At 54.0% G+C, this 21,866-nt stretch carries 26 protein-coding genes and 2 pseudogenes; 23 read left to right on the forward strand and 5 right to left on the reverse strand.

What is annotated here, in order from left to right:
* Nucleotides 1-79: 79 nt before the first annotated feature.
* From HP572_RS11990 to HP572_RS12000, 3 genes are all read left to right on the forward strand, one after another.
* A complete protein-coding gene (locus HP572_RS11990) occupies nucleotides 80-2,320 on the forward strand; it encodes a replication endonuclease (RefSeq protein WP_240583299.1) in 2,241 nt (746 codons plus the stop codon).
* Between the two features lie 148 nt (nucleotides 2,321-2,468).
* Nucleotides 2,469-2,657, forward strand: a complete 189-nt coding sequence (locus HP572_RS11995) for a hypothetical protein (protein WP_039512501.1) — start codon at nucleotides 2,469-2,471, stop codon at nucleotides 2,655-2,657.
* Nucleotides 2,658-2,873: 216 nt separating this feature from the next.
* Complete coding sequence (locus HP572_RS12000) at nucleotides 2,874-3,584, forward strand: DUF4145 domain-containing protein (RefSeq protein ID WP_240583300.1); 711 nt, start codon at nucleotides 2,874-2,876, stop codon at nucleotides 3,582-3,584.
* A gap of 27 nt (nucleotides 3,585-3,611) precedes the next feature.
* Here the strand turns inward: HP572_RS12000 and HP572_RS12005 are convergent, their stop codons facing one another.
* The gene (locus HP572_RS12005; protein ID WP_240583301.1) at nucleotides 3,612-4,634 is read right to left on the reverse strand and encodes a phage portal protein; all 1,023 of its coding nucleotides are present in this window, start codon (nucleotides 4,632-4,634) and stop codon (nucleotides 3,612-3,614) included.
* On the reverse strand, nucleotides 4,631-6,400 hold the full coding sequence (locus HP572_RS12010) for a terminase ATPase subunit family protein (RefSeq protein WP_240583302.1): 1,770 nt from the start codon (nucleotides 6,398-6,400) through the stop codon (nucleotides 4,631-4,633). The genes HP572_RS12005 and HP572_RS12010 overlap by 4 nt, the downstream gene beginning before the upstream one ends.
* 139 nt (nucleotides 6,401-6,539) lie before the next feature.
* On the opposite strand from HP572_RS12010, the gene HP572_RS12015 reads away from it, so the two are divergent.
* The 11 genes from HP572_RS12015 (at nucleotide 6,540) to HP572_RS12065 (ending at nucleotide 12,128) form a co-directional block, all read left to right on the forward strand.
* Nucleotides 6,540-7,394 carry a GPO family capsid scaffolding protein gene (locus HP572_RS12015; protein WP_240585748.1) on the forward strand — a complete coding sequence of 285 codons (855 nt, stop codon included), beginning with the start codon at nucleotides 6,540-6,542 and terminating at the stop codon, nucleotides 7,392-7,394.
* Between the two features lie 49 nt (nucleotides 7,395-7,443).
* Nucleotides 7,444-8,535: a phage major capsid protein, P2 family gene (locus HP572_RS12020; RefSeq protein WP_240583303.1), complete on the forward strand. Its 1,092-nt coding sequence runs from the start codon at nucleotides 7,444-7,446 to the stop codon at nucleotides 8,533-8,535.
* Nucleotides 8,536-8,538: 3 nt separating this feature from the next.
* Nucleotides 8,539-9,198: a terminase endonuclease subunit gene (locus HP572_RS12025; protein ID WP_240583304.1), complete on the forward strand. Its 660-nt coding sequence runs from the start codon at nucleotides 8,539-8,541 to the stop codon at nucleotides 9,196-9,198.
* A gap of 91 nt (nucleotides 9,199-9,289) precedes the next feature.
* Nucleotides 9,290-9,793 (forward strand): head completion/stabilization protein, encoded by a 504-nt coding sequence (locus tag HP572_RS12030; RefSeq protein WP_240583305.1) that lies wholly within the window; start codon nucleotides 9,290-9,292, stop codon nucleotides 9,791-9,793.
* Nucleotides 9,793-9,996: a tail protein X gene (locus tag HP572_RS12035; protein WP_005967821.1), complete on the forward strand. Its 204-nt coding sequence runs from the start codon at nucleotides 9,793-9,795 to the stop codon at nucleotides 9,994-9,996. The genes HP572_RS12030 and HP572_RS12035 overlap by 1 nt, the downstream gene beginning before the upstream one ends.
* Nucleotides 9,987-10,208 carry an HP1 family phage holin gene (locus tag HP572_RS12040; RefSeq protein WP_044208990.1) on the forward strand — a complete coding sequence of 74 codons (222 nt, stop codon included), beginning with the start codon at nucleotides 9,987-9,989 and terminating at the stop codon, nucleotides 10,206-10,208. Before HP572_RS12035 ends, HP572_RS12040 begins: the two co-directional genes overlap by 10 nt.
* The gene (locus tag HP572_RS12045; RefSeq protein WP_240583306.1) at nucleotides 10,192-10,701 is read left to right on the forward strand and encodes a lysozyme; all 510 of its coding nucleotides are present in this window, start codon (nucleotides 10,192-10,194) and stop codon (nucleotides 10,699-10,701) included. The genes HP572_RS12040 and HP572_RS12045 overlap by 17 nt, the downstream gene beginning before the upstream one ends.
* On the forward strand, nucleotides 10,698-11,141 hold the full coding sequence (gene lysB, locus HP572_RS12050; protein WP_240583307.1) for an Rz-like lysis system protein LysB: 444 nt from the start codon (nucleotides 10,698-10,700) through the stop codon (nucleotides 11,139-11,141). Before HP572_RS12045 ends, lysB begins: the two co-directional genes overlap by 4 nt.
* Nucleotides 11,026-11,268: an Rz1-like lysis system protein LysC gene (gene lysC, locus HP572_RS12055; protein WP_234932250.1), complete on the forward strand. Its 243-nt coding sequence runs from the start codon at nucleotides 11,026-11,028 to the stop codon at nucleotides 11,266-11,268. Before lysB ends, lysC begins: the two co-directional genes overlap by 116 nt.
* Nucleotides 11,231-11,686 carry a phage tail protein gene (locus HP572_RS12060; protein ID WP_240583308.1) on the forward strand — a complete coding sequence of 152 codons (456 nt, stop codon included), beginning with the start codon at nucleotides 11,231-11,233 and terminating at the stop codon, nucleotides 11,684-11,686. The genes lysC and HP572_RS12060 overlap by 38 nt, the downstream gene beginning before the upstream one ends.
* Nucleotides 11,679-12,128, forward strand: a complete 450-nt coding sequence (locus tag HP572_RS12065) for a phage virion morphogenesis protein (protein ID WP_240583309.1) — start codon at nucleotides 11,679-11,681, stop codon at nucleotides 12,126-12,128. The genes HP572_RS12060 and HP572_RS12065 overlap by 8 nt, the downstream gene beginning before the upstream one ends.
* Before the next feature lie 28 nt (nucleotides 12,129-12,156).
* Here the strand turns inward: HP572_RS12065 and HP572_RS12070 are convergent, their stop codons facing one another.
* Nucleotides 12,157-12,498, reverse strand: coding sequence for a HigA family addiction module antitoxin (locus HP572_RS12070; RefSeq protein ID WP_103161044.1), 342 nt, complete (start codon nucleotides 12,496-12,498; stop codon nucleotides 12,157-12,159).
* 174 nt (nucleotides 12,499-12,672) lie between these two features.
* Complete coding sequence (locus HP572_RS12075; RefSeq protein ID WP_015841346.1) at nucleotides 12,673-12,987, reverse strand: type II toxin-antitoxin system RelE/ParE family toxin; 315 nt, start codon at nucleotides 12,985-12,987, stop codon at nucleotides 12,673-12,675.
* 340 nt (nucleotides 12,988-13,327) lie between these two features.
* Between HP572_RS12075 and HP572_RS12080 the strand changes: the two genes are divergently transcribed.
* Nucleotides 13,328-13,960, forward strand: a complete 633-nt coding sequence (locus HP572_RS12080) for an ORF6N domain-containing protein (protein WP_240583310.1) — start codon at nucleotides 13,328-13,330, stop codon at nucleotides 13,958-13,960.
* Between the two features lie 60 nt (nucleotides 13,961-14,020).
* Here the strand turns inward: HP572_RS12080 and HP572_RS12085 are convergent, their stop codons facing one another.
* On the reverse strand, nucleotides 14,021-14,395 hold the full coding sequence (locus HP572_RS12085; protein WP_240583311.1) for a DUF6232 family protein: 375 nt from the start codon (nucleotides 14,393-14,395) through the stop codon (nucleotides 14,021-14,023).
* Between the two features lie 144 nt (nucleotides 14,396-14,539).
* Here HP572_RS12085 and HP572_RS12090 point away from each other — a divergent pair.
* The 8 genes and pseudogenes from HP572_RS12090 to HP572_RS12125 all read left to right on the forward strand — a co-directional run bounded on the left by HP572_RS12090 (nucleotide 14,540) and on the right by HP572_RS12125 (nucleotide 21,857).
* A pseudogene (locus tag HP572_RS12090) lies at nucleotides 14,540-15,176 on the forward strand (phage baseplate assembly protein V).
* Nucleotides 15,173-15,517 carry a GPW/gp25 family protein gene (locus tag HP572_RS12095; RefSeq protein WP_240583313.1) on the forward strand — a complete coding sequence of 115 codons (345 nt, stop codon included), beginning with the start codon at nucleotides 15,173-15,175 and terminating at the stop codon, nucleotides 15,515-15,517. The pseudogene HP572_RS12090 and the gene HP572_RS12095 overlap by 4 nt, the downstream one beginning before the upstream one ends.
* A gap of 3 nt (nucleotides 15,518-15,520) precedes the next feature.
* Complete coding sequence (locus tag HP572_RS12100) at nucleotides 15,521-16,429, forward strand: baseplate assembly protein (RefSeq protein WP_240583314.1); 909 nt, start codon at nucleotides 15,521-15,523, stop codon at nucleotides 16,427-16,429.
* Nucleotides 16,422-17,033, forward strand: a pseudogene (locus HP572_RS12105) (phage tail protein I). The gene HP572_RS12100 and the pseudogene HP572_RS12105 overlap by 8 nt, the downstream one beginning before the upstream one ends.
* The gene (locus HP572_RS12110; protein ID WP_240583315.1) at nucleotides 17,030-19,516 is read left to right on the forward strand and encodes a phage tail protein; all 2,487 of its coding nucleotides are present in this window, start codon (nucleotides 17,030-17,032) and stop codon (nucleotides 19,514-19,516) included. The pseudogene HP572_RS12105 and the gene HP572_RS12110 overlap by 4 nt, the downstream one beginning before the upstream one ends.
* 269 nt (nucleotides 19,517-19,785) lie before the next feature.
* Entirely contained in the window at nucleotides 19,786-20,955 is a 1,170-nt protein-coding gene (locus HP572_RS12115) for a phage tail sheath protein (RefSeq protein ID WP_240583316.1), read from the forward strand.
* Between the two features lie 16 nt (nucleotides 20,956-20,971).
* Entirely contained in the window at nucleotides 20,972-21,493 is a 522-nt protein-coding gene (locus HP572_RS12120) for a phage major tail tube protein (protein ID WP_240583317.1), read from the forward strand.
* Nucleotides 21,494-21,560: 67 nt separating this feature from the next.
* Entirely contained in the window at nucleotides 21,561-21,857 is a 297-nt protein-coding gene (locus HP572_RS12125) for a phage tail assembly protein (protein WP_240585749.1), read from the forward strand.
* Nucleotides 21,858-21,866: the final 9 nt, after the last annotated feature.

Below are 21,866 nucleotides of genomic sequence, written 5' to 3' on the forward strand. Positions count from 1 at the left end.
CCTTCCAGTTTGGCAAATACGCCGAAATTTTATCTGAATGTAGCCACCTTCATCAAACCAATAAATTAATGAAGGTCATATGAATAACTCTGGCAATTGGGCGCATTCGTGGAATGCCCCCCGCCCGGCCATCGTACCGGAAGAAAGACAGCTTACCCGTGAGGAATGGACTCAGGGGCAAGCCGTTTTATCGAAAATTAACCAGCAACCGCACTTCCTGCGCGAAATCTGCCTGAATCGTTACGCGTACCTGAAAAAGAATAAAGGCCAGCTAAGCGCTAATCGTTTTCTGACTAACAGCTTTATGCAGCGCATGTTGCCGCGTATTGAGGCGATCAATACCCGCCATGCCATGAATCGCCACGCCTCCGAGCGTTTCCTGTCTGAATCTGACGCCTATCAAACGCTACCCGGCATGAATGACAAAGCGCTGGGGCGTCTGGCTGCGCGTATTTCCGGCCAGATATTCTCTGCGTATGAAGAACTAAGCGATGCCATGAAAGAGGAGCACGGCGGCCAGGTGGACGCGCTCTTTACCGATGCAGCACAGGCCGAGCTTTTCGGCCATGTCGCCAGCATGGCGCGTGCGTTCAATATCACCCCACTTTTCTGGAAGAACTACCGCAAAGGTACGCTGGATATACGCAAGGCAATAGCCAGCGTTTCCCGCCTGATTAATGAGGAATGGTGGGTTCGTCAGCTTAAAGCCCAGCGTACCCGCTGGCGTGAGGCGCTGAATATTGCCGTCGGCCAGGTCAGTAAAAAGGCGTCCCCCTATGCCAGCAAGATGGCGATCCGCGATGTACAGGCACGTCGCCTCGCCAACATGGATTACCTGAAAAACTGTGAGCTGGAGAACGTCGCAACAGGTGAACGCATCGACCTTATCGACAAAGTGATGGCAAGTATTTCCAACCCGGAAATTCGTCGTATGGAGCTGATGAGTACCATCGCCGGGATTGAGCGTTACGCCAGCGAACAGCGAGATGTCGGGATGTTTATCACTATCACCACGCCGTCGAAGTATCACCCGACCCGCGTGATCGGCAAGGGCAGCGCTAACGAGAAAGTCCAGTTTAACCGAAGCTGGGACAATGAAGCCTTTACGCCGAAAGACGGCCAGCGCTATCTAGTGAAGATATGGGGCAAGATGCGCACAGCATTTAAGGACAACGACCTGAAGGTGTACGGGATGCGCGTTGTCGAACCACATCACGACGGAACACCTCACTGGCACATGATGTTGTTTTGCAAGCGCGCGCATCGTCAGTCAGTCATCGATATTATGCGTCGCTATGCCCTGAAAGAAGACGGCAACGAACGCGGCGCAGCAACATACCGCTTTGAATGTAAACACCTCAATAAAGGCGGTGCCGCTGGCTATATTGCTAAGTACATCGCCAAAAATATCGATGGCTACGCGCTCGATGGCGAGATCGACAAAGACACCGGAAAGCCACTGCGGGACATGGCCGCCGCCGTCACTGCGTGGGCGTCAACGTGGCGCATCCCTCAATTTAAAGCCATCGGTATCCCTACGATGGGCGCTTACCGTGAATGCCGTAGCGGCACATTACGCAGCGTCAATCTTACTGACCAGTTTGACGAACAGGTCGAGGCGGTTCGCTGCGCTGCTGACGCTGGCAACTTTTCTGCATACATGGCCGCACAGGGCGGCGCAAATGTTTCCCGCGAACTGCAAACGGTGCGTGTTGCACGCAAGGTGTCGGAAAAGCTCAATGAGTATGACGAAGAGGTGCAAAAGGTTGTCGGGATTTTCGCCCCGCACTTGGGCGTCGGTCATGTTTTTGAAACCCGGACAACCGAATGGCGCATCGTTTCTAAAGCCGTTGCCGTTGAGCCTTTGACTTTAAAAAGCGCCCCCGGCGCGCCTCGGAGTCCTGTCAATAACTGTGGGTTGGGTTCTCAACGGTCAGGTGCAGATGTCAAAAAACAGACCGAAAACAGCGGCATAGCGCCGACATCAGAAACCGATAACCCACCGATTGATTGGAGTGACAACGCGGCTGTGAGGGCGCTAGGAATGCGTCTACGTGAGCAATCCGTCAGGAAGAATCATAAACAACGCGACTTTAACCCCAATACCCTCCGCGATCCGTCACCGTCGGCCAGATTAACGGGCGAAGAACGGGAGCGGATACCTCGTATTCAGCGTGATTTAGTGCAGCGTGGTATCAGTGTTCAACGCTGGGAGCTGGAAGCGCTGGCGCGTGGGGCAAAAATGAAGGTTGACGGTGAACTTATCTCATACCCGGAGGCTGACGAGTGGCCGGGATTTAGTGAGAGTTTCCTGGAATAGCTTGGATACAAGGCTACTAGCACTACGTTGATGTATCAGAATCACCAATAAAACGGTTTAATCTTTAATTTACAACACGTTGAATAATTTATTGACTGCCGTTTCATTTTGAAAAATACTGTATATAAAAACAGCAAAAAGGAATAGTATGGAAACCTTAGAAAACGCACAGCTTGCACTTTCTCGTGTGCAATTTATCGCTGAGATAGCGTTAGTAGCTGATTGCGACAAAAAAGACCTACAGACAGCGTTAGCTACCATATCCCACCTGGTCGAGGTCGAACTAAAAACACATGGCCTAGTGAGTCCAACTACTGTTTACGACACTAAAAATTAACGCTATAAAGTATGTCGTGCTCATCGCATGGATGTGCATGAATTTGCATGCAGGATCCCTTAGCTCAAAAACCTTATGACGCCCTGCCCTACATGGATCGCGCTGGATCGTGCGAGTGCATGAAAAGCGACACACAAAGCGGGCAGGCGTGGCGGGGATAGCATTGCGCGCACAAGGTTCCAAGTAATTTTCTAGACACGGTGAGGGTAATGAATAATGTTCTATATGGTTGATAATTGCCCGCGTTGTGGTGCAATGAAAATTATTTTTAATGTTAAAGGTGCCCATTTATATACAACAACAAGTTCAAGAATGGGTCGTTATAGATTGTACGAAGTGTTTGCTATATGCGGTGAGTGTAAGCATTCCTCAGTTTTTTATGCGAAGCAAAGAACAGAGACCGATAAAATTACAAATATTGAACAATCGTTCTTCTCCACTAATGAAAATCCTGTTGCCAACATAAATGACATTATTGATATAGATTCGGTTATAAGCCCTGCAGACCTAAAAATATCATCTCCTCCAGAATATTTGCCTCCTGATATCGAAGCTATTTATATAGAAGGTTCAAAATGTTTAGCGATCGGTTGTTATAATGCTGCTGCGACTATGTATCGCCTATGCTTAGATTATGCAACCAAAGAATTATTGCCACCGGAAGGGGAGGATCCAAATAATAAAATACGTAGAAGTTTAGGGCTCAGAATGATTTGGATGTTTGAACATGGGAAACTGCCCATAGCCCTCAAAGAGCTTGCTGAGTGTGTGAAGGATGATGGTAACGATGGAGCACATGAGGGAATCCTTGATGAGGTCGCCGCGTTAGATTTAAAAGATTTCACCCACTTATTACTCGAACGCTTATATACAGAAAAAGAACGTCTAGCTGAAGCAAAAAAAAGACGAGAAGCGCGAAAACAGTGAGTTTACCGGCTAATTAGCCGGTAAATTTTAATCTAATATTGATAGTTGGTATGATTTGAAAGAAATCACTTCAGGTCCAATCCAATCATTAATCTCTTTCATCCGTTCCTGTAGTGGCGTCAGCTCGTTCCTGACAAACACCTGACTCGCCTTTTCCACATCCCCGAAACCGCCCGTATTATTCGGGATAATCCCCATCATCTGCGGTGGCACGCGGTGGGCGCTGAGCAGATCGTCACGGCTGGCGTTCTTGATGTTAAAGAAGTCGTCTTTGGTTGCCACCTCGCTGAGCGGCACAATCTTGATACCGTCCGGCTTGCCGTTGGGTGCGTAGAAAAACAGGTTCTTAAAATTCCCCAGCCCCTTTGTATTACTCATCGCGGCGCGCAGTTTGTCTACGTCGGTGCCGCTTTGTGCCGCGTCGGTCACGTACATGATATAACCCGCGTGCGCCCCGTTCTGATAATACTTGCGCCGGAATAGCGTCGCCGACTCGTTCAGCCAGGCTGAATTTAACGAGCTGATATATTCCGGCAGGCCGTACATTTCCTGATTGATATCAGGCTCCAGCAGATGAAACACGCTCCCCGGTTCAAAGCGGTGCGGCTCTTTGAATGACTGCACGAACCAGTAAACATCATCCTCTACACCGCGTCGGGTGTATTTGGCCGGGCTGGACTCCAGCCGTAATAAGCCCCCTACTCGGTTCAGCCGCTTCTCCAGAAACGCATTCCCAAACACCAGATAGTCGAGCGCAAAGCGGCTAAAATCCTGCTGACTTAGTAGCGGGTGCGGGATAAAGGTACTCACCAGAATGTTACGCTTCACATAGATGGGTGAGCTGTGGTGTACCGCAGCGCGCAGGCTTTTAGCCAGCCCGCTAAAGCTGATCGGCGGCTCAATCCACTTGCCGTTATGGATACACTCGGCATAGTCCAGAATGTCGCGGCGATCCAGAACGGCGGACGGTTCACCAAAAGTAAACGCCTCCATTGGCTGCGACTGGCTGACGGGTGCCGATTTTGACTGGCGATATTTACGCTTTTTCATTCGTTAAAATCCAAAATGCTGACAGGGACATGACCGTTAATCGCGGTCAGGGGTTCGTTTAACAGCGCGTGCATGGTTGCCCATGCCACGTCAGCGTGACTGATTTCCTCGCTGCGGCTGGCTTCATAGGTGGTACGGTTCCCGCTGGCCGTCATGGTTTTGCGTATGGCCATAAACGATTGAGTGATGTCGGTGTGGCTGGTGTCGTACTCCAACCGCCCGCTGGTGATGGTGTCTTTCGCCTTGAGCACCATCGCGGTTTTAATTTCCGGTGAGTATTTGATTTCGCGTGCGGCCGGGAAGAAGCCGCGCACAAGCTGGTAAACGCCCTGACCGATGCCCGTTGCATCAATGCCGATGTATTCGACGATGTATTTTTCCGTCAGCAGCTTGATGGCGTCGGCCTGAGCGGCAAAGTCCATGCCTTTCCACTGGAAGCGCTCAAGGATACGAAACTTACCGCCCGGTGCCTGCGGCGGTGCCAGTACCACACAGCCCGCGCTGTCGCCCGTGTGTGACGGGTCGTAACCAATCCAGACAGGTTTATAGGCAAACGGGCGCAGCGCGTAGGGGTTAAAATCCTCCCACTCCTCCAACGCATCGACCATGCAGCGCTGTAATTCCTCAAACGGGAACACTGACGCCTTATCGTCGACAAACTCGCACATCAGCAGGTTTTGATACTCCGCCGGGCTGTATTCCAGCGTGAGCTGGTCGAGGTCGAACAGGTTACAGCCCCCGGCCAACGCATCTTCTACCGTCACAATCTGCCGCCACTGTCCATCACCGCACAGCACGCCGCCGGACAAATTCGCGTGGCTTAAATCCAGATGGAGGTGATCGGCCTTGTTGCTGCGCCCCTTGTTGAACAGCTCACCTGACCAGAACGGATAGGCGCTGTGTGCCAGACTCGACGGCGTGGAGAAATACGTGGAGCGCCACTTTTTGTGCAATGACATGCCGCTGGCGACTTTGCGTAGCTCCTGAAACTTGGGTATCCAGAAATATTCATCCAGATAGAGGTTTCCGGTGTAGCTCTGCGCGGTGCGGATATTGGTGCCGAGGAAGAACAGGCGCGCCCCGTTCGGCAGCACCATCGGGTCGCCTTTCAGGTCAACATCGACCAGACGGGCAAAGTCGATGATGTAGTTTTTAAAGACGTGTGCCTGTGCCTTACTCGCTGACAGGAAAATCTGATTACGCCCGGTGGTCAGTGCATCAATCAGCGCCTCACGCGCAAAATAGAACGTCGCCCCAATCTGGCGCGATTTCAAAATATTGCGGATACGGTGCTGTAGCCCGGCCTGATGCCAGCCGCGCTGGTACTCGAAAATCTCACTCAGGAAAATGTCGTTCAGCTTATCGATAGCCGCATCGCTGAACATATTTTTTTCCGGTGCCTTGCGTTCACCCTTGTTACGGTTGCGCACGTTGGGATTGAGATCGGCCTCGTTGCCCGTCTGGCTGTAGCGGTTCACCCGAGCCAGCCGCTCAATCTGACGGCCTAACAGGTCAATCTCTTTGTAGTCATGTCCCTCCTTTTTCGTCTTCATGATGAGCTGAATCAACCGCGCTTCCAGACTGGCTTCAACACGCGATACCGGGGCGATAGCGTCCCAGCCGTCGCGCTGCTTCCAGCTCTGAACGGTCGGCGTTTTCTGGTTCAGCATTTCCCCAATCTGACGCACCGAAAAGCCCTGCCAATAAAGCAAAGCCGCCTGTCGTCGTGGGTCGCTGATGATGGTGGTATCGATGGCTGTATTCATGACGGCAAGGCTACGTCAGCGCCGACCATCACCGCCTTAAGTGCCTGTTGTGCCAGCGGTTAGCGAACCGTGATTGATGGCGCGCCATAGTGTCACGCCGGATACTCGCCCCGACTTCCCGCAAACAACGGATGAGAAAATGGCAAAGAAAGTTTCTAAGTGGTTCCGTATCGGTGTCGAGGGCGACACCTGCGACGGCCGCATCATTGATGCGAACGATATTCAAAACATGGCGGAGACGTTCGATCCGCGCGTCTATGGTTGCCGTATCAACATTGAGCATGTGAAAGGCTTGCTGCCTGACAGCCCGTTTCGTCGTTATGGCGATGTCGTCGAGCTGAAAGCAGAAAAGATTGATGATGATTCGGCTATCAGCGGCAAGCTGGCGCTGTTCGCCAAAATCACCCCCACTGACGAGCTGGTCGCCCTGAATAAAGCCAGCCAGAAAATCTATACCTCCATGGAGATCCAGCCCAACTTTGCCAACACAGGCAAAAGCTATCTGGTCGGGCTGGCCGTCACCGATGACCCGGCCAGCCTCGGCACGGAAATGCTGGAGTTCAGCGCTAAAGCCAAACATAGCCCGCTGGCAACCCGTAAATCCTCCCCGGAAAACCTCTTTTCTGTCGCTACCGAAGTAACGCTGGAGTTTGAAGACCTGCCGGACGTGGAGCCGACGCTGTTAACCCGCGTGAAAGCGCTGTTTGGCCGCAAGCAGTCCAGCGACGACGCCCGTTTTAATGATGTGCATGAGGCGGTAGCCGAAGTCGCCGGACAGGTGCAGACCTATGCCGACAGCGTGGATCAGCGCTTTACCCAGCTTGAGCAGCGCCAACAGCAGGACATTGCCACTCTGACGCAGAAGCTGAGCGCCAGTGAGCAGCAGTTCACCGACCTCAAAGCGACGCTGGACGGTACAGAAAGCCTGTCACAGACGCGCCGCCCCCCGGCGACAGGCGGCGACGGTGAAGCCTCGTTGCTGACCAACTGCTAATCGGGGCGCTGCCCTTCGACACCCTTATTCAGAAATAACAGGAAAAACAATGCGTAAAGAAACTCGTTTTAAATTTAATGCCTACCTGACCCAGCTTGCCAGTATCAACGGCGTTGACGTGGAGACACTGAGCAAGAAATTCAGCGTTGAGCCATCTGTCACACAGTCACTGATGGAAGTGGTGCAAGAGTCATCCGACTTCCTGACCCGCATCAATATTGTGCCCGTTGCTGAGCTGACAGGGGAAAAAATCGGCCTCGGTGTGTCCGGGTCGGTTGCCAGCACCACGGATACTTCAAACGGTGACGAGCGTGAAACCGCCGATTTGCTGAGTCTGGAAGCGCGTCAGTACAAGTGCGAACAGATGAACTTTGATTTCCATATCCGTTACAACACCCTTGACCTGTGGGCACGTTTTCAGGATTTCCAATTGCGTTTACGCAATGCCATCGCCAAACGTCAGTCGCTGGACTACATCATGGCCGGATGGCATGGCGTGAAACGTGCGGCGACCTCTGACCGTGCTAAAAACCCGTTGTTACAGGACGTGGCCGTGGGCTGGTTGCAGAAATACCGCAACGAATCTGCTAAGCGCGTGATGGGTCGCGTCGTCGCAGAGGATGGCACGGTGATTTCCGAAAAAATCCGCGTTGGCCTGGGTGAAGCGGCTGCGTATGTCACGCTCGATGCGCTGGTGATGGACGCGACCAACTCCATGATTGATGAATGGCATCAGGAAGACCCCGACTTGGTGGTGATTTGTGGCCGTCAGTTGCTGGCCGACAAATATTTCCCGCTGGTCAACCAACAGCAGCCCAACAGCGAAACACTGGCCGCTGACGTCATCATCAGCCAGAAGCGTATCGGCAATTTACCTGCCGTGCGCGTGCCCTATTTCCCCGCCAATGCGCTGCTGATCACCCGTCTGGATAATCTGTCGATTTACTACATGGACGACAGTCACCGACGTCACATCGAAGAAGTCGCCAAACGTGACCGTATCGAAAACTATGAATCCATTAAACAGGATTACGTCGTGGAAGATTACGGCTGTGGCTGTCTGATTGAAAATATTGAGTTGGGTGATTTCCGCACCGACGAAGAAAAAGCCAAGGACGCGAAAGCCAGCGCAGGAGCCTAAACCATGCTAAGCCCCGCCCAGCGTCACATGATGCGGGTGTCGGCTGCTGAGGCGTCGCAGCGGGAGAATGATCCGCTGCGACAGGCCACCGGATACGAGCAAATGCTGTTCCGGCTTGCGGCTGACAAACGCACGTTAAAACAGGTGCGCTCAGTGGAGCGTAAAGCCGAGATGAAAAGCGGGTTGCTGCCCACGTATGCCCCGTGGGTGGCGGGTGTCCTCGCCAATGGTCGCGGCGCACAGGACGCGGTATTGATGACGGTCATGGTGTGGAGGCTCGACGCCGGAGACGTCCCCGGCGCGCTGGAGATTGCCCGTTATGCACTCCAGCACAAGCTGGTGATGCCGGAGGGCTACACCCGCCCGACGCCGTACCTGTTAGCCGAAGAGGTGGCCGACGCCGCGACCCGCGCCCATACCGCCGGGCAGGCGGTCAATATTGAGCTGCTGATCGACACGCTGACGCTGACCGACGCCGAAGACATGCCCGATCAGGTACGCGCCAAGCTGCATAAAATCATCGGCCTGATACTGCGCAGCGGCAAGCCGGAGCAAGCCCTGTTTCACCTGAAACGCGCCTTTCAGCTTGATAGCCGAAGCGGTGTGAAAAAAGACATAGAGCGGCTGGAAACCGCGCTGCGCAAAGCAGCGGCCAACCGTTAACCCAACGCGCCCCGCGCCGGGCGGCACACAGGCTGGAACAGTTCACTGTTTTCTGTGCCTGTGTCCACCGCCCACCTATTCAGAGGTTGTCATGACGACAATGATTTTCCCCGCGAAAGCGGAGCCACACCCGGATGCGGTGGTTATCCCTGTGCCTGCGAAACAGGATGCGGTAATCGAAAACACTTTTTTCTGGCCTGCCGTGGATCCGGGAACGCTGCGCACGCTGATGCGCCTTGAGAACACCGTCACGCCGGAGCGCCTGCGCCATGCGGCGAAAACCGCGATTTCTGAGGTTAACGCCGAGCTGTACGAGTACCGCGCGGCACAGATGGCGGCAGGGTTTAAAACGCTGGACGTGGTTCCCGCCGAGCGACTCGACGGCCAGAGCGAAAAGGAACACCACTATCTGTGTGCGGTCAGTGCCATTACCACGGCGACGCTGTATGAGCGTTACCGGAGCTATGACGCCAGCGCCAAAGGCGACCGCAACGCCGACTCGCTCGACGGCACGATTGATGAACTGTGGCGCGATGCGCGCTGGTCAATCAGTCAGTTACAGGATAAGCCCCGTTGCATCATCGGGCATATCTGATGAACGTTATCGCCCAGCAGGGCGACACGCTGGACGCCCTGTGTTATCGCCACTACGGGCGCACGCAGGGTGCCGTTGAGGCGGTGTTAGCGGCTAATCCGGGGCTGGCTGAATTCGGGGCGATTCTGCCCCACGGCACCGCCGTCACCCTGCCGGATATTGCCGCCGCCCCTGTCGCAGAAACGGTGAGTTTATGGGATTGAATATGGAAAGAATCACGTCGTTTATCGCGTACTGGATAAGCGTCGCGCTGGCATTTTTCGGCGCGATGACGCCGCAGGATTTCGCGGCCTATTTCGGGGCGCTGGGGGTGGTGTTCACGGTCGGTGTTAACTGGTACTACCGCCGCAAGAGTTACCAACTGTTGAAGACTATCGATAATCCCCGCGAGGTTATTCATGAAATCACTCGTTAAACGCTGCGTTATCGCCACGGTGTTAGCGCTGGCAGCGTTAGTGCCGGATTTTTCATTGCTGAAAACGTCACAAGAGGGATTGGCATTAATTGCTGACCTTGAGGGATGCCGCTTAAGCCCGTACCAGTGTAGCGCGAATGTGTGGACGAACGGGATCGGACACACCACAGGCGTGGTGCCGGGGAAAACCATCACCGAGCGTGAGGCGGCGGTCAATCTGGTTGCCGATGTGTTGCGGGTCGAAAAGGCGCTGGCACGCTGTATGGCCGTTAACATGCCGCAGGCCGTCTACGACGCCATCGTGAGCTTTGCGTTTAATGTCGGTGTCGGTGCGGCGTGTCGCTCTACGCTGGCGTTTTTCATCAACAAAGGCCAGTGGCGCAACGCCTGTGACCAGCTATTGCGCTGGGTCTATGTCAACGGCGAGGTATCACGCGGTATTGAAACCCGTCGCCAGCGTGAGCGCGCCGTCTGCCTTAAGGGGGCGGCATGAGCACGTTTACCCGCGTAATCCTTGTTGTTGCCGCGTTGTTCATCGTGCTGCTGTTCGTGACTAAGCGGCAACTGTCTGACGCGGAAAAACTGATTAGCGAACAGAGCGCAATGCTGGTTAAACAGTCGCTTGAACTGCTGGTCAGGGATGGAGTGATCGACGCGTTGCAGTCCAGCGCGATACGCAACGAACAGGCACAGGCGGAACTCCGCACGAAATTGTCACAGGCCGGGCAACTGGCCGCCGGGCGCGAACGTACACTAACGAGGTTGCTTAATGAAAACGCCGATTTACGCCGCTGGTACAGCGCTAATTTGCCTGACGATCTTAAGCGGCTGCACACCCGCCCCGCCTTTGACAACCCCGACGCTTATTTACGTTGGCTGTCCGAAAGTAACGAGCTGTCCGATACCGGGCAGCCGCCCGGAGACCAACGGTGATTTAAGCGCGGATAACCGCCAACTGGAAAGCGCCCTGGTGAGCTGTGCGCTACAGGTCGAAACCATCAAACACTGTCAGGAACAACACGATGCTGAAACCCAGCAGCCTGCGCAGCGCCTTAAGTGACGCGGTGCCGGTACTGAAAAACAATCCCGATATGTTGCATATCTTTATCGACAGCGGCGCGGTGGTGTCCACGCTGGCCGCGTCGCTGTCGTTTGAAAATCAGTACACGCTGAATCTGGTCATCACGGATTTTACTGACGATATCGACTGGCTACTGGTGCCGATTCAGGCGTGGATACGTGAAAATCAGCCCGATATCGCCCATGACCGTAAGGGCTTTACCTATCTGGCTGACATTAACGATAACGGTAGCTGTGATATCAGTATCAGCCTGAAACTCACTGAGCGTGTGATCGTCAAAGAGGTAGACAAGGCATTGCACGTTACCCACGCGCCAGAGCCGCCGTTACCTGTTCCCGTCACGCGCCCGGACTCCATGTATATCAACGGTGAATTAGTGAGTCAGTGGAATGAATGAACTGAAACCGTTTGACGACAAGCTGGCCGGGCTGCTTGCCAGCCTGTCGGCGTCTGGCCGTCGAAAGCTGGCCGGAACGGTGGCCAAAGCCCTGCGCGGTAGCCAGCAGCAGCACATCAAACAGCAGCAGGCACCGGACGGCATCCCCTATGCCCCGCGCAAAGCCCAGCCGATTAAAGGCAAAAAAGGCCGGGTTAAACGCCAGATGTTCCAGAAGCTGCGTACCGCTAAATACCTGAAAGCCAAAGGCACCGCCGATGCGGCCAGCGTGGAATTTATCGGACGAGTCCAGCGCATGGCGCGGGTGCATCATTACGGTCTGCGTGATCGCCCAAATCGTACCAGTCGCGCAGTGCCATACGACCCCCGGCCACTGCTGGGGTTTAGCGATCGGGAGATAAAAGAAGTTGAGGGAATACTGATAGAACACCTGAGTAAATGAAATCAGCCCCGCGAGTGCGGGGCAAATATCACGCGACGTCTTTCACATTTTCATCACGCTGCGCCAGAAAATCTTCCAGCGTAGTGATCCGGCTAATTTCTTCCTGAGTTCGTGCGTCGTTTTCCACTTCCCACACGTCAACGCTATTTTGCAGGTTCAGCCAGAAATCCACTGACGTATCAAATGCTTTCGCCAACCGGAATGCCATATCAACCGTTAACTTACGGTTGTTGTTAACCAGTGCGCTGATCGTGTTACGGTGGACATTCAGCATTTCCGCCAAGTCATTAATCTTCAAACCTGTAGGTTCTAGATATTCATATAACAGGACATCGCCTACGGATGTCGGCTTGCGTTGTGCCTGTGCCATATATTTTCCTTCGGTCTACGGGTCTACGGGTCTACGGGTCTACGGGTCTACGGGTCTACGGGTCTACGGGTCTACGGGTCTACGGGTCTACGGGTCTACGGGTCTACGGGTCTACGGGTCTACGGGTCTACGGGTCTACGGGTCTACGGGTCTACGGGTCTACGGGTCTACGGGTTATTTGTGCTTTTTATAACCATGGTCGTCAAGGTAGATATCCTCTGCTTTACCATCAACCCATTTAAAAATCAGGCGATATTGGATATTTACTCTGATGGATGAATATTCCCCCAATGGCGGGTTAAGGTTCTCGTATCGGTTCCCCGGCGGCGATCTTAGGTCTTTTGCTGAAACCGCCGCGTTGATGATATCCAGCTTGCGGGACAAGGATGTAACCACATCGGCAGGTATCTTTTTATGCGACTTGCCATACATAAAAAAATCTTCCAGCCACTGATCCCGAAAGCTATGAATGCTGCGCATTTTTTGCATCCGTCGCTCCCTCGTTTGTTGTGCATGCAATTGTAATGCACTCATGCACTGTGCGCAAGTGCATAAACAAAACGGTTGATTTTACCTGACAGTTTCCGCTATGGTTCGCTCCACGAGGTGTCGAAACCTCCAGTAAGCGGACAGAACCAACCCCGACAGTGTTGGCTTTTTTATGCCTGTTATTCAGTGATTGCACTGGGTGCGGTCACACCCCGATCAATGTCGGGAGGGCGACGAATACAACACCCGTAAGGGAAATAAGTCCACGGTCTTACTGCCGTTTCGAACCTCCCGGCACCACTCCGATAGTGGTAATTCGAAAAAACAGTAAGAGGTCTCCATGACTAATCAACTATCTCCAGAAAACCTGTCAGTTATCACTCACAGCAATATTCCTGTTGTTACTACCGAGCTACTAGCTCAACTTTATGGTACGGAAACTGCGCGTATCCGACAGAACCACAAACGAAATAGTGATCGTTTTGTTGAAGGAAAGCATTTCTTCAATCTGAAAAATACTGATTTAAAAGACTTTAAGGACAGACTATCTTTTAGCGAGTCAGTCGGTAAACGCGCCCGTAGCCTCATCCTCTGGACGGAACGCGGAGCAGCGCGTCACGCTAAGATGCTGGAAACCGATCAGGCCTGGGATGTGTTCGAGAAGCTGGAGGAATGCTACTTCAACCCTCAGGCAAAAGCTGTTCAGCCACTACCGCAAAAACCTGTTCACCCTTGCGAACTGGAATTTTATATTCCTGAGACACCGCTTATCTTCAACCATATCCAGACTTCGCAACTCAATGCGTTATTCAAATCGGTGGAATATCTGACCATGGATTTTTGGCCGCATATGCAAGCGCTATTCCCGACACTGGATTGCAAACACGGCTCAGCGGTTAATACCGTGAATTTGTTGATGCGGTTGTTGAAGGATAAACGTGCAGAGTGTGAGGAACTGAGTAAGCAGAACTGATTTATAGATAGTAGCCCCGCTTGATGGCGGGGCATATAGTCAAGCCAATATATTAAAGCCCTATCCTCTATGAACAATAGCCTCATTTAACGCATTAATAACATCATTAATGTATTTTTTATCAGGACTTGACAGTGCTTGTGACTCCCCCGATGCACTATTTAAGAAAACGATGTAATCTGGGTGAATTGATTTAAACCATGCAATAGCAATCAGAAACACAACCCCCCCAATAATTTTAAAGGTCATTGTCGCGGCCAAAAAAACCATAGCAAGGCCGACTAATGCTACAACTATAGGAGCTACTTTTGATGGGTCGGTTTCACCACGTTTAACAGACGTGACTCCGTTCATTGCATAAGTGGTAGAACCAACACGAAATCTTGAGTTTGTAACACTTACATTCCCATCATTATAAAATTCAATCTCTTCCATTTTCTCATCCCAGACATTATTGAAAATACGTGCAGTCAAAAATAACTATACTTAAGAATAGTCTTATTTTCTATTTTGTTGTACTAAAGACCAGCAAACCGCATCACATTGCCGCCATTCTCCCCCGGCGGCATTCTTTTCCCCATGAATACACAATCCTCTATCAGCGAAATACCAGCGCTTATTGCGCAATATGATCCGTGTCGGCGTCGTGACCCACGTCAACACAGCGGACGCCCTCTGTCGGGTACAAACCGGAGACATGACCACAGGCTGGTTGAACTGGTTAACCCGCCGTGCTGGCCGTTCCCGCGACTGGTGGGCACCGTCCATCGGTGAACAGGTGCTGATCCTGTCCATCGGCGGCGAACTGGACACCGCTTTTGTGCTGCCCGGCATCTATTCCGATGACAACCCCGCGCCGTCGGCGTCTGCCGATGCGTATCACGCCAGCTTTCCTGATGGTGCGGTTGTCGAGTACGAACCCGCCACCTCAGCGCTGACCGTCAGCGGGATTAAAACCGCCACTATCACCGCGTCGGAATCCCTCACCGCCACGGTGCCGCTGGTCACAGTGAGGGCGTCAACACGCATCACACTCGACACGCCGGAAGTCATCTGCACTAACAAGCTGATTACCGGAACGCTGGAAGTACAAAAAGGCGGGGAAATGCGCGGGGATATTCAACATTCCGGCGGGTCGCTGTCGTCCAATGGCAAGGTGTTGCACACCCACAAACACCCCGGTGACAGTGGCGGCATAACGGGTGCGCCACTATGACCGCGCGCTACCTCGGCATGAGCCGTGACAACGGCCAGACGCTCGGCGATATCGAACACATTCGCCAGAGCGTGCGCGACATTCTCATTACGCCCGTCGGGTCGCGGGTGATGCGCCGGGATTACGGGTCGCTGCTGTCGGCGCTGATCGACCAGCCGCAAAATCCCGCCGTGAAATTGCAGGTAATGGCCGCGTGTTACATGGCGCTGCTGCGCTGGGAGCCACGCATCACGCTGACGGCCATTAACCTGACCAGCACATTCGACGGCAAGCTGACCGTTGATATTACGGGCGTGCTGGCTGACAGCAACGCCGTTTCCCTTTCTGTTCCTGTGAGCTGACACATGGCGATGATTGATTTAAGCCAGCTTCCCGCGCCTTCCGTGGTGGAAGAACTGGACTACGAGGCAATTTACACCGAGCGCAAAGCGATGCTGCTGTCGCTCTACCCGGAAGACCAGCGCGCCGCCGTTGCCCGCACGCTGGCGCTGGAATCCGATCCGCTCGTCAAGCTGTTGCAGGAAAACGCCTACCGTGAACTGCTGTGGCGGCAGCGCGTCAATGAAGCGGCACGCGCCGTGATGGTGGCATTTGCGCAGGGTGATGATCTTGACCAGCTCGGCGCTAACTTTAGCGTCTCCCGTCTGGTTATCACCCCGGCTGACGATTCGACGCTACCGCCGACACCTGCCCTGATGGAATCCGACAGCGATTTTCGTCTACGCATTCAGCAGTCTTTCGAGGGCTTAAGCGTTGCCGGGTCGGTCGGTGCCTATCAGTACCACGGACGCAGCGCCGATGGGCGCGTGGCGGATGTGTCGGTTGTCAGCCCCAGCCCGGCCAGCGTCACCGTGTCGGTACTGTCACGCGAGGGTGACGGCAGCGCCAGCGCGGAGCTGGTTGCCATTGTTACCGCCGCCCTGAACGGTGAAGACGTGCGCCCGGTAGCTGACCGGGTGACGGTGCAATCTGCTGTCATTGTGCCGTATGAGATTGACGCCATGCTGTACCTGTATTCGGGACCGGAAAAAGAGCCTGTCCGCGCTGCGGCCGAGCAGAAATTGAAAACCTATATCAGTGCGCAGCACCGATTAGGGCGGGATATTCGTCGCTCGGCGATTTACGCTGCGCTGCACGTTGAAGGCGTGCAACGGGTCGAGCTGACGACACCCGCCGCCGATATCGTGCTGACCGCCGCGCAGGCGTCCTACTGTTCCGGCTATCAATTAGCTGTGGGCGGTGCCGATGAGTGATACCCGCTTGCTGCCTGTCGGATCGTCCGCGTTGGAAGTCGCCGCCGCCACTGCCTGTGCCGAGATTACCCGCGTACCGATCCCCCTGCGCCTGCTGTGGAGCCCGGACACCTGCCCGGCACACCTGCTGCCGTATCTGGCGTGGACGTTTTCCGTTGACCGCTGGGATGAGGCGTGACCGGAGAGCGTGAAACGTCAGGTGATCCGCGATGCGTTCTTTATCCATCGCCACAAAGGCACCATCGGTGCGCTGCGGCGTGTGGTGGAGCCGTTTGGTTATCTGATCCGTATCAGCGAATGGTTTCAGAACGGCGGAGAGCCAGGCACGTTTCGCCTTGACATTGGCGTGCAGGATAGCGGCATTACCGAAGAAACGTTTTACGAGCTGGAGCGGCTGATTGCCGACGCTAAGCCCGCCTCCCGTCACATGCTGGGGCTGAATATCAACCTCGACACACAGGGCGCGGCCTACGTTGCCGCCCTGTCTTATGGCGGCGACGAGCTGACTATTTACCCCTATTTTCCTGAAACGATTACTGTGTCCGGTCTGAATGTGACCGGGGCAGCACTTCATTTAATCGACAACGTGAGCGTAACCGCATGAGTGCAACCTATTTTGCCCTGTTAACGAACATCGGCGCGGCCAAACTGGCTAATGCGACCGCGCTGGGTAGCCGCCTGAACATTACCCAAATGGCAGTCGGTGACGGCGGCGGCGTCTTGCCGACACCGAACCCGGCACAAACCGCGCTGATAAACGAAAAACGCCGGGCAGCCATCAATGTTCTTAGCATTGACCCGAAAAACCCCAGCCAGATTATCGCCGAGCAGGTGATCCCTGAAAATGAGGGCGGGTGGTGGGTGCGGGAAGTCGGCCTGTTTGATGACGACGGCAATCTGATTGCGGTCGCCAATTGCCCGGAAACGTACAAACCGCTATTGCAGCAGGGAAGCGGCCGCATTCAGACCGTGCGCATGATTTTGATTGTCAGCAGTACCGACGCCGTGACGCTGAAAATCGACCCGGCGGTGGTGCTGGCAACACGGGGCTATGTCGATAACGCGGTGATCGAGGTGAAGGCCTACGCCGACAACGTGATGCGGTTACACCTTGCTGCCGCCGACCCGCATCAGCAGTATGCGCCAAAGGCCAGCCCGGCACTGACGGGCAAACCTACCGCGCCCACAGCAGCGCAAACCTCTAATGACAAACAACTGGCGACCACCGCCTTTGTAAAAGCCGCTGTTTCCGCACTGGTCAACGGTTCACCCGGTGCGCTGGACACGTTGCAAGAGCTGGCGAAAGCTCTGGGTAATGATCCGAATTTCTCCACAACGATACTGGCTGAGTTAGCGAAAAAGCTCCCCCTGTCAGGCGGTACACTGACGGGCAACCTGATTTCGACAGCAGCGGATGTATTACGCATGGGATACGGTGGATATGGCGCTATCCTCCGACAGGACGGAGGCGGGTTCTATATTCTGCTGACCAATAAAGGAGATGCAAACGGTGCATTCAATAGCCTGCGGCCGCTAAGAATTGACATGGCCACCGGAAATATTGAGTTTGGCCACAATGCAAACGCCAACGTGCTGATGGAAAAAGGCCAGCGCGTTTACAGTCCTAACAATAAACCCACTGCTATCGACGTGGGGGCGCTGACTGATACACAAGCCGCACAAAAATATGCACGTCTGGAAAGCCCAGCGCTGATCGGTAAACCTACCGCGCCGACAGCGGTACAGGCATCCAATGATACGCAGATAGCGACTACAGCATTTGTGAAATCAGCGGTAGCGGCGCTGGTCAGTGGTTCCCCTGCCGCGCTGGATACGTTGCAAGAGCTAGCGCATGCACTCGGTAATGATCCGAATTTCTCAACGACAATAGTCAACGCCCTCGCTGGTAAACTGGCAAAAGACCAGCACGGCGCGGATATCCCTAACAAAGACCTATTTGTTAAAAATATTGGCGCAGTTCGAGCATTCAGTCCCGGAATGAATATCGGTGGGGGTGATGGAGCATGGAAAACATCTGATTTTATTGCATCACTAAAATCGCTGGGGGCATTTAATCACCCGTATTGGATTTGTAAAGGGTCGTGGTATTACGCCGGAAATAAAACCATAACAGACACAGAGTGTGGAGACATTCATCTGGCGGGTGCAGTGATTGAGGTGGCGGGTGCTGAGAATGCGTTCACGATCAGAATCACCACGGCATCGTCAACCGTCGGAAAAAATGCACAGTTTATCTATGTTAACAACGGTGACAATTACTCCCCCGGCTGGCGTCGCGATTACAACACCAGAAACCCGCCTACTGCCGCTGATGTCGGGGCGCTACCCAGTGCTGGCGGTGCACTGGCGGGGCGTTTGAAAATCAGCGGCAGCGTGGGGGGAGAAGCGTTACTACTGGATACGAATTCCGATACTGAACCGTTATACATTCGCGGACAAAAGAAAGGTATTAATTCGTGGTATGTCGGTAAAGGCGGCAGCAATAGCGATGATGTGATGTTGAGCTCCTATACGCACAATACGATGTTAACGCTGAAGGGTGACCGGATAGAAGTCAATAAACCGCTTTATATCGGCGCGAATAATGTATTGACCGATACAGCCGCGGCGCAAAAATACGCCCTGCGCTCTATCCGGGTGAATGGAAAACCATTGTCGGCTGACGTCAATCTGCTGGCCGGAGACATCAACGCATGGAATAAAACCGAAGCCGACGCACGCTATCTGATGAAAGGGGTTACGGTTCCGGGCACGATAACGGCGACAGGCTCAGGCAGCGGCTATTACTGGCGTAAATATGCGGACGGTATGGTTGAGTTGTTCGGCACGTTTGAAACCGTCATCAATGCATCCCGCGATGTGGCATTCCCGGTTAAGCTGGGCGAGGTAGTTAACATCACATGGAACGAAGTGGGCGGCTACAATGGCGCAAACGCGTTCGTCGGTCGGGTGAGTGGTGTCAGTGGAATCGGATTTACACACCATTGGGATGTATGGGATTCAAACCGATACGGTTCTGGAAATAACCAGACTATCCATTACCACGTTCTGGCGAAAGCGGCGTAAAGCGTTATTGATCGCTACCGCCGATCAATAACGCATAATCGATCTGTATAAACGTTTATAAAATAGCCACCCCAGATGTCATTATGTCTATGGTTTTAAAATAATAATGATCCACTGGGGAAAGCGAAGCCCACCGTCCGCCAACGGTGGGCTTTTTTCATGCCTATTTTCGCCTCTGTGTTGTGCCAGCCCCCAACGTACCCGTATCACTCGCCCGCCTCAGACTCACACAACACAATAGCCTTGCCTATTTTTATGGAGTCAGCTAAATGAGCGATTTTCACCACGGCGTGCAGGTTGTTGAAATCAACGACGGCACGCGCGTCATTTCCACCGTTTCCACGGCCATTGTCGGCATGGTGTGTACCGCACCTGATGCCGATGCGGCCACCTTTCCGCTGAATACCCCGGTACTGATTACCAACGTGCTGTCTGCTGCTGGAAAAGCCGGGAAAACAGGCACGCTGGCCGCTGCCCTGTCCGCCATCGCCGACCAGTCCAAACCCGTCACCGTTGTGGTGCGTGTCGCCGAGGGCGACGACGAAGACGAAACCATCAGCAATGTGATCGGCGGCAGTGACGCAAACGGCAAATACACCGGGATGAAAGCCCTGTTAGATGCGCTGACCGTCACGGGCGTAAAACCGCGCATTCTCGGTGCGCCGGGGCTTGACTCGCTGCCCGTTGCCACGGCGTTAGCGTCCATCTGTCAGTCGCTGCGTGCATTCGGTTACGTCAGCGCGTGGGGCTGCAAAACCTTGTCGGAAGCCGTCAACTACCGCGAGAATTTCAGCCAGCGTGAATTGATGGTGATCTGGCCGGATTTTATCGCGTGGGACACCACGGCCAACGCCAGCGCCACGGCGTATGCCACCGCCCGCGCGTTAGGACTACGCGCCAAGATTGACCAGGAGACAGGCTGGCATAAAACCCTGTCTAACGTCGGTGTGAACGGCGTGACGGGTATCAGCGCCTCGGTGTATTGGGATTTGCAGGCACCCGGCACCGATGCCGATTTGCTGAATCAGGCAGGCGTGACCACGCTGGTTCGTAAAGACGGATTCCGATTCTGGGGTAACCGTACCTGTTCTGACGATCCGCTGTTTCTGTTTGAGAACTACACCCGTACCGCGCAGGTGCTGGCCGACACGATGGCCGACGCGCACATGTGGGCAGTCGATAAGCCCGTTACCGCCAAACTTATTGACGACATTATCGAAGGTATCAAGGCGAAATTCCGCGAACTGAAATCCGGCGGCTACATCATTGATGCGGATTGCTGGCTGGATGAAACCGCCAACGATAAAGACACCCTCAAAGCGGGGAAACTGTATATCGATTACGACTATCCCCCTGTTCCGCCGCTTGAAAATCTCACCCTGCGCCAGCGCATCACCGATAAATATCTGGTGAATCTGGTCGCGTCGGTCAGCAGCTAAAAGGAGCTAACACGCTATGGCACTGCCTCGCAAACTGAAAATGATGAACCTGTTCAATGACGGCCTGAGCTACATGGGCGTAGCGACTGCCGTTACCCTGCCGAAACTCACGCGCAAGCTGGAGAACTATCGCGGCGCTGGCATGCCCGGCAGCGCACCCATTGATTTTGGGCTGGATGATGACGCGCTGACGATGGAATGGACACTCGGCGGCTTTGCTGACGAAACGTTGTGGAGCCAGTACGCCGCGCCGGGCATTGATGCGGTACTGCTGCGTTTCAGTGGGTCGTACCAGCGCGACGACACCGGGGAAATTTCGGCTGTCGAAGTGGTGATGCGCGGCCGTCATAAGGAGATCGACGGCGGCGAAAGCAAAGAAGGTGAAGATACCGAAACCAAGATTTCCACCCAATGCACGTACTACAAGCTGACCATCGACGGCAAAGAGATGATCGAGATTGACACCATCAACATGATTGAGCGTGTGGTCGGCGTTGACCGTCTGGAACAACATCGCCGGGCGATTGGTCTGGCGTAACCCTGTCCGGCCAGCCCGGCGCTGGCCGTCTTCTTTCTATTTTCTATCTGAACACAGAGGCAACATCATGAACAAAGACGACAACGTGGTAACACTGGAAACCCCCATCAAGCGCGGCGACACCCTGATCGACACCATCACCCTGATTAAGCCGACTACCGGAACGCTGCGCGGCGTCAGTCTGGCGGCGCTGGCGGGGTCGGACGTGGACGCGATGATTAAAGTGCTGCCACGCATGACAATGCCGACACTCACCGAAAGCGAAATCACCCGCATAGAGTTGCCGGATATGATTGCCATCGCAGGCAAGGTGATCGGTTTTTTGACGCCGAAATCGCAACAGGAGACCTCCCCCGAAGCCTGAGTGTTGATG

The sequence above is a fragment of the Pectobacterium sp. PL64 genome, assembly GCF_022477975.1.
Classification (GTDB): Bacteria; Pseudomonadota; Gammaproteobacteria; order Enterobacterales; family Enterobacteriaceae; genus Pectobacterium; species Pectobacterium jejuense.

What these genes read in the sequence shown, in the direction of transcription:
- HP572_RS11990 (WP_240583299.1), top strand. Translation starts at nt 80, where the DNA reads ATGAATAACTCTGGCAATTGGGCGCATTCGTGGAATGCCCCCCGCCCG.
- HP572_RS11995 (WP_039512501.1), top strand. Translation starts at nt 2,469, where the DNA reads ATGGAAACCTTAGAAAACGCACAGCTTGCACTTTCTCGTGTGCAATTT.
- HP572_RS12000 (WP_240583300.1), top strand. Translation starts at nt 2,874, where the DNA reads ATGTTCTATATGGTTGATAATTGCCCGCGTTGTGGTGCAATGAAAATT.
- HP572_RS12005 (WP_240583301.1), bottom strand. Translation starts at nt 4,634, where the DNA reads ATGAAAAAGCGTAAATATCGCCAGTCAAAATCGGCACCCGTCAGCCAG.
- HP572_RS12010 (WP_240583302.1), bottom strand. Translation starts at nt 6,400, where the DNA reads ATGAATACAGCCATCGATACCACCATCATCAGCGACCCACGACGACAG.
- HP572_RS12015 (WP_240585748.1), top strand. Translation starts at nt 6,540, where the DNA reads ATGGCAAAGAAAGTTTCTAAGTGGTTCCGTATCGGTGTCGAGGGCGAC.
- HP572_RS12020 (WP_240583303.1), top strand. Translation starts at nt 7,444, where the DNA reads ATGCGTAAAGAAACTCGTTTTAAATTTAATGCCTACCTGACCCAGCTT.
- HP572_RS12025 (WP_240583304.1), top strand. Translation starts at nt 8,539, where the DNA reads ATGCTAAGCCCCGCCCAGCGTCACATGATGCGGGTGTCGGCTGCTGAG.
- HP572_RS12030 (WP_240583305.1), top strand. Translation starts at nt 9,290, where the DNA reads ATGACGACAATGATTTTCCCCGCGAAAGCGGAGCCACACCCGGATGCG.
- HP572_RS12035 (WP_005967821.1), top strand. Translation starts at nt 9,793, where the DNA reads ATGAACGTTATCGCCCAGCAGGGCGACACGCTGGACGCCCTGTGTTAT.
- HP572_RS12040 (WP_044208990.1), top strand. Translation starts at nt 9,987, where the DNA reads ATGGGATTGAATATGGAAAGAATCACGTCGTTTATCGCGTACTGGATA.
- HP572_RS12045 (WP_240583306.1), top strand. Translation starts at nt 10,192, where the DNA reads ATGAAATCACTCGTTAAACGCTGCGTTATCGCCACGGTGTTAGCGCTG.
- lysB (WP_240583307.1), top strand. Translation starts at nt 10,698, where the DNA reads ATGAGCACGTTTACCCGCGTAATCCTTGTTGTTGCCGCGTTGTTCATC.
- HP572_RS12060 (WP_240583308.1), top strand. Translation starts at nt 11,231, where the DNA reads ATGCTGAAACCCAGCAGCCTGCGCAGCGCCTTAAGTGACGCGGTGCCG.
- HP572_RS12065 (WP_240583309.1), top strand. Translation starts at nt 11,679, where the DNA reads ATGAATGAACTGAAACCGTTTGACGACAAGCTGGCCGGGCTGCTTGCC.
- HP572_RS12070 (WP_103161044.1), bottom strand. Translation starts at nt 12,498, where the DNA reads ATGGCACAGGCACAACGCAAGCCGACATCCGTAGGCGATGTCCTGTTA.
- HP572_RS12075 (WP_015841346.1), bottom strand. Translation starts at nt 12,987, where the DNA reads ATGCAAAAAATGCGCAGCATTCATAGCTTTCGGGATCAGTGGCTGGAA.
- HP572_RS12080 (WP_240583310.1), top strand. Translation starts at nt 13,328, where the DNA reads ATGACTAATCAACTATCTCCAGAAAACCTGTCAGTTATCACTCACAGC.
- HP572_RS12085 (WP_240583311.1), bottom strand. Translation starts at nt 14,395, where the DNA reads ATGGAAGAGATTGAATTTTATAATGATGGGAATGTAAGTGTTACAAAC.
- HP572_RS12095 (WP_240583313.1), top strand. Translation starts at nt 15,173, where the DNA reads ATGACCGCGCGCTACCTCGGCATGAGCCGTGACAACGGCCAGACGCTC.
- HP572_RS12100 (WP_240583314.1), top strand. Translation starts at nt 15,521, where the DNA reads ATGGCGATGATTGATTTAAGCCAGCTTCCCGCGCCTTCCGTGGTGGAA.
- HP572_RS12110 (WP_240583315.1), top strand. Translation starts at nt 17,030, where the DNA reads ATGAGTGCAACCTATTTTGCCCTGTTAACGAACATCGGCGCGGCCAAA.
- HP572_RS12115 (WP_240583316.1), top strand. Translation starts at nt 19,786, where the DNA reads ATGAGCGATTTTCACCACGGCGTGCAGGTTGTTGAAATCAACGACGGC.
- HP572_RS12120 (WP_240583317.1), top strand. Translation starts at nt 20,972, where the DNA reads ATGGCACTGCCTCGCAAACTGAAAATGATGAACCTGTTCAATGACGGC.
- HP572_RS12125 (WP_240585749.1), top strand. Translation starts at nt 21,561, where the DNA reads ATGAACAAAGACGACAACGTGGTAACACTGGAAACCCCCATCAAGCGC.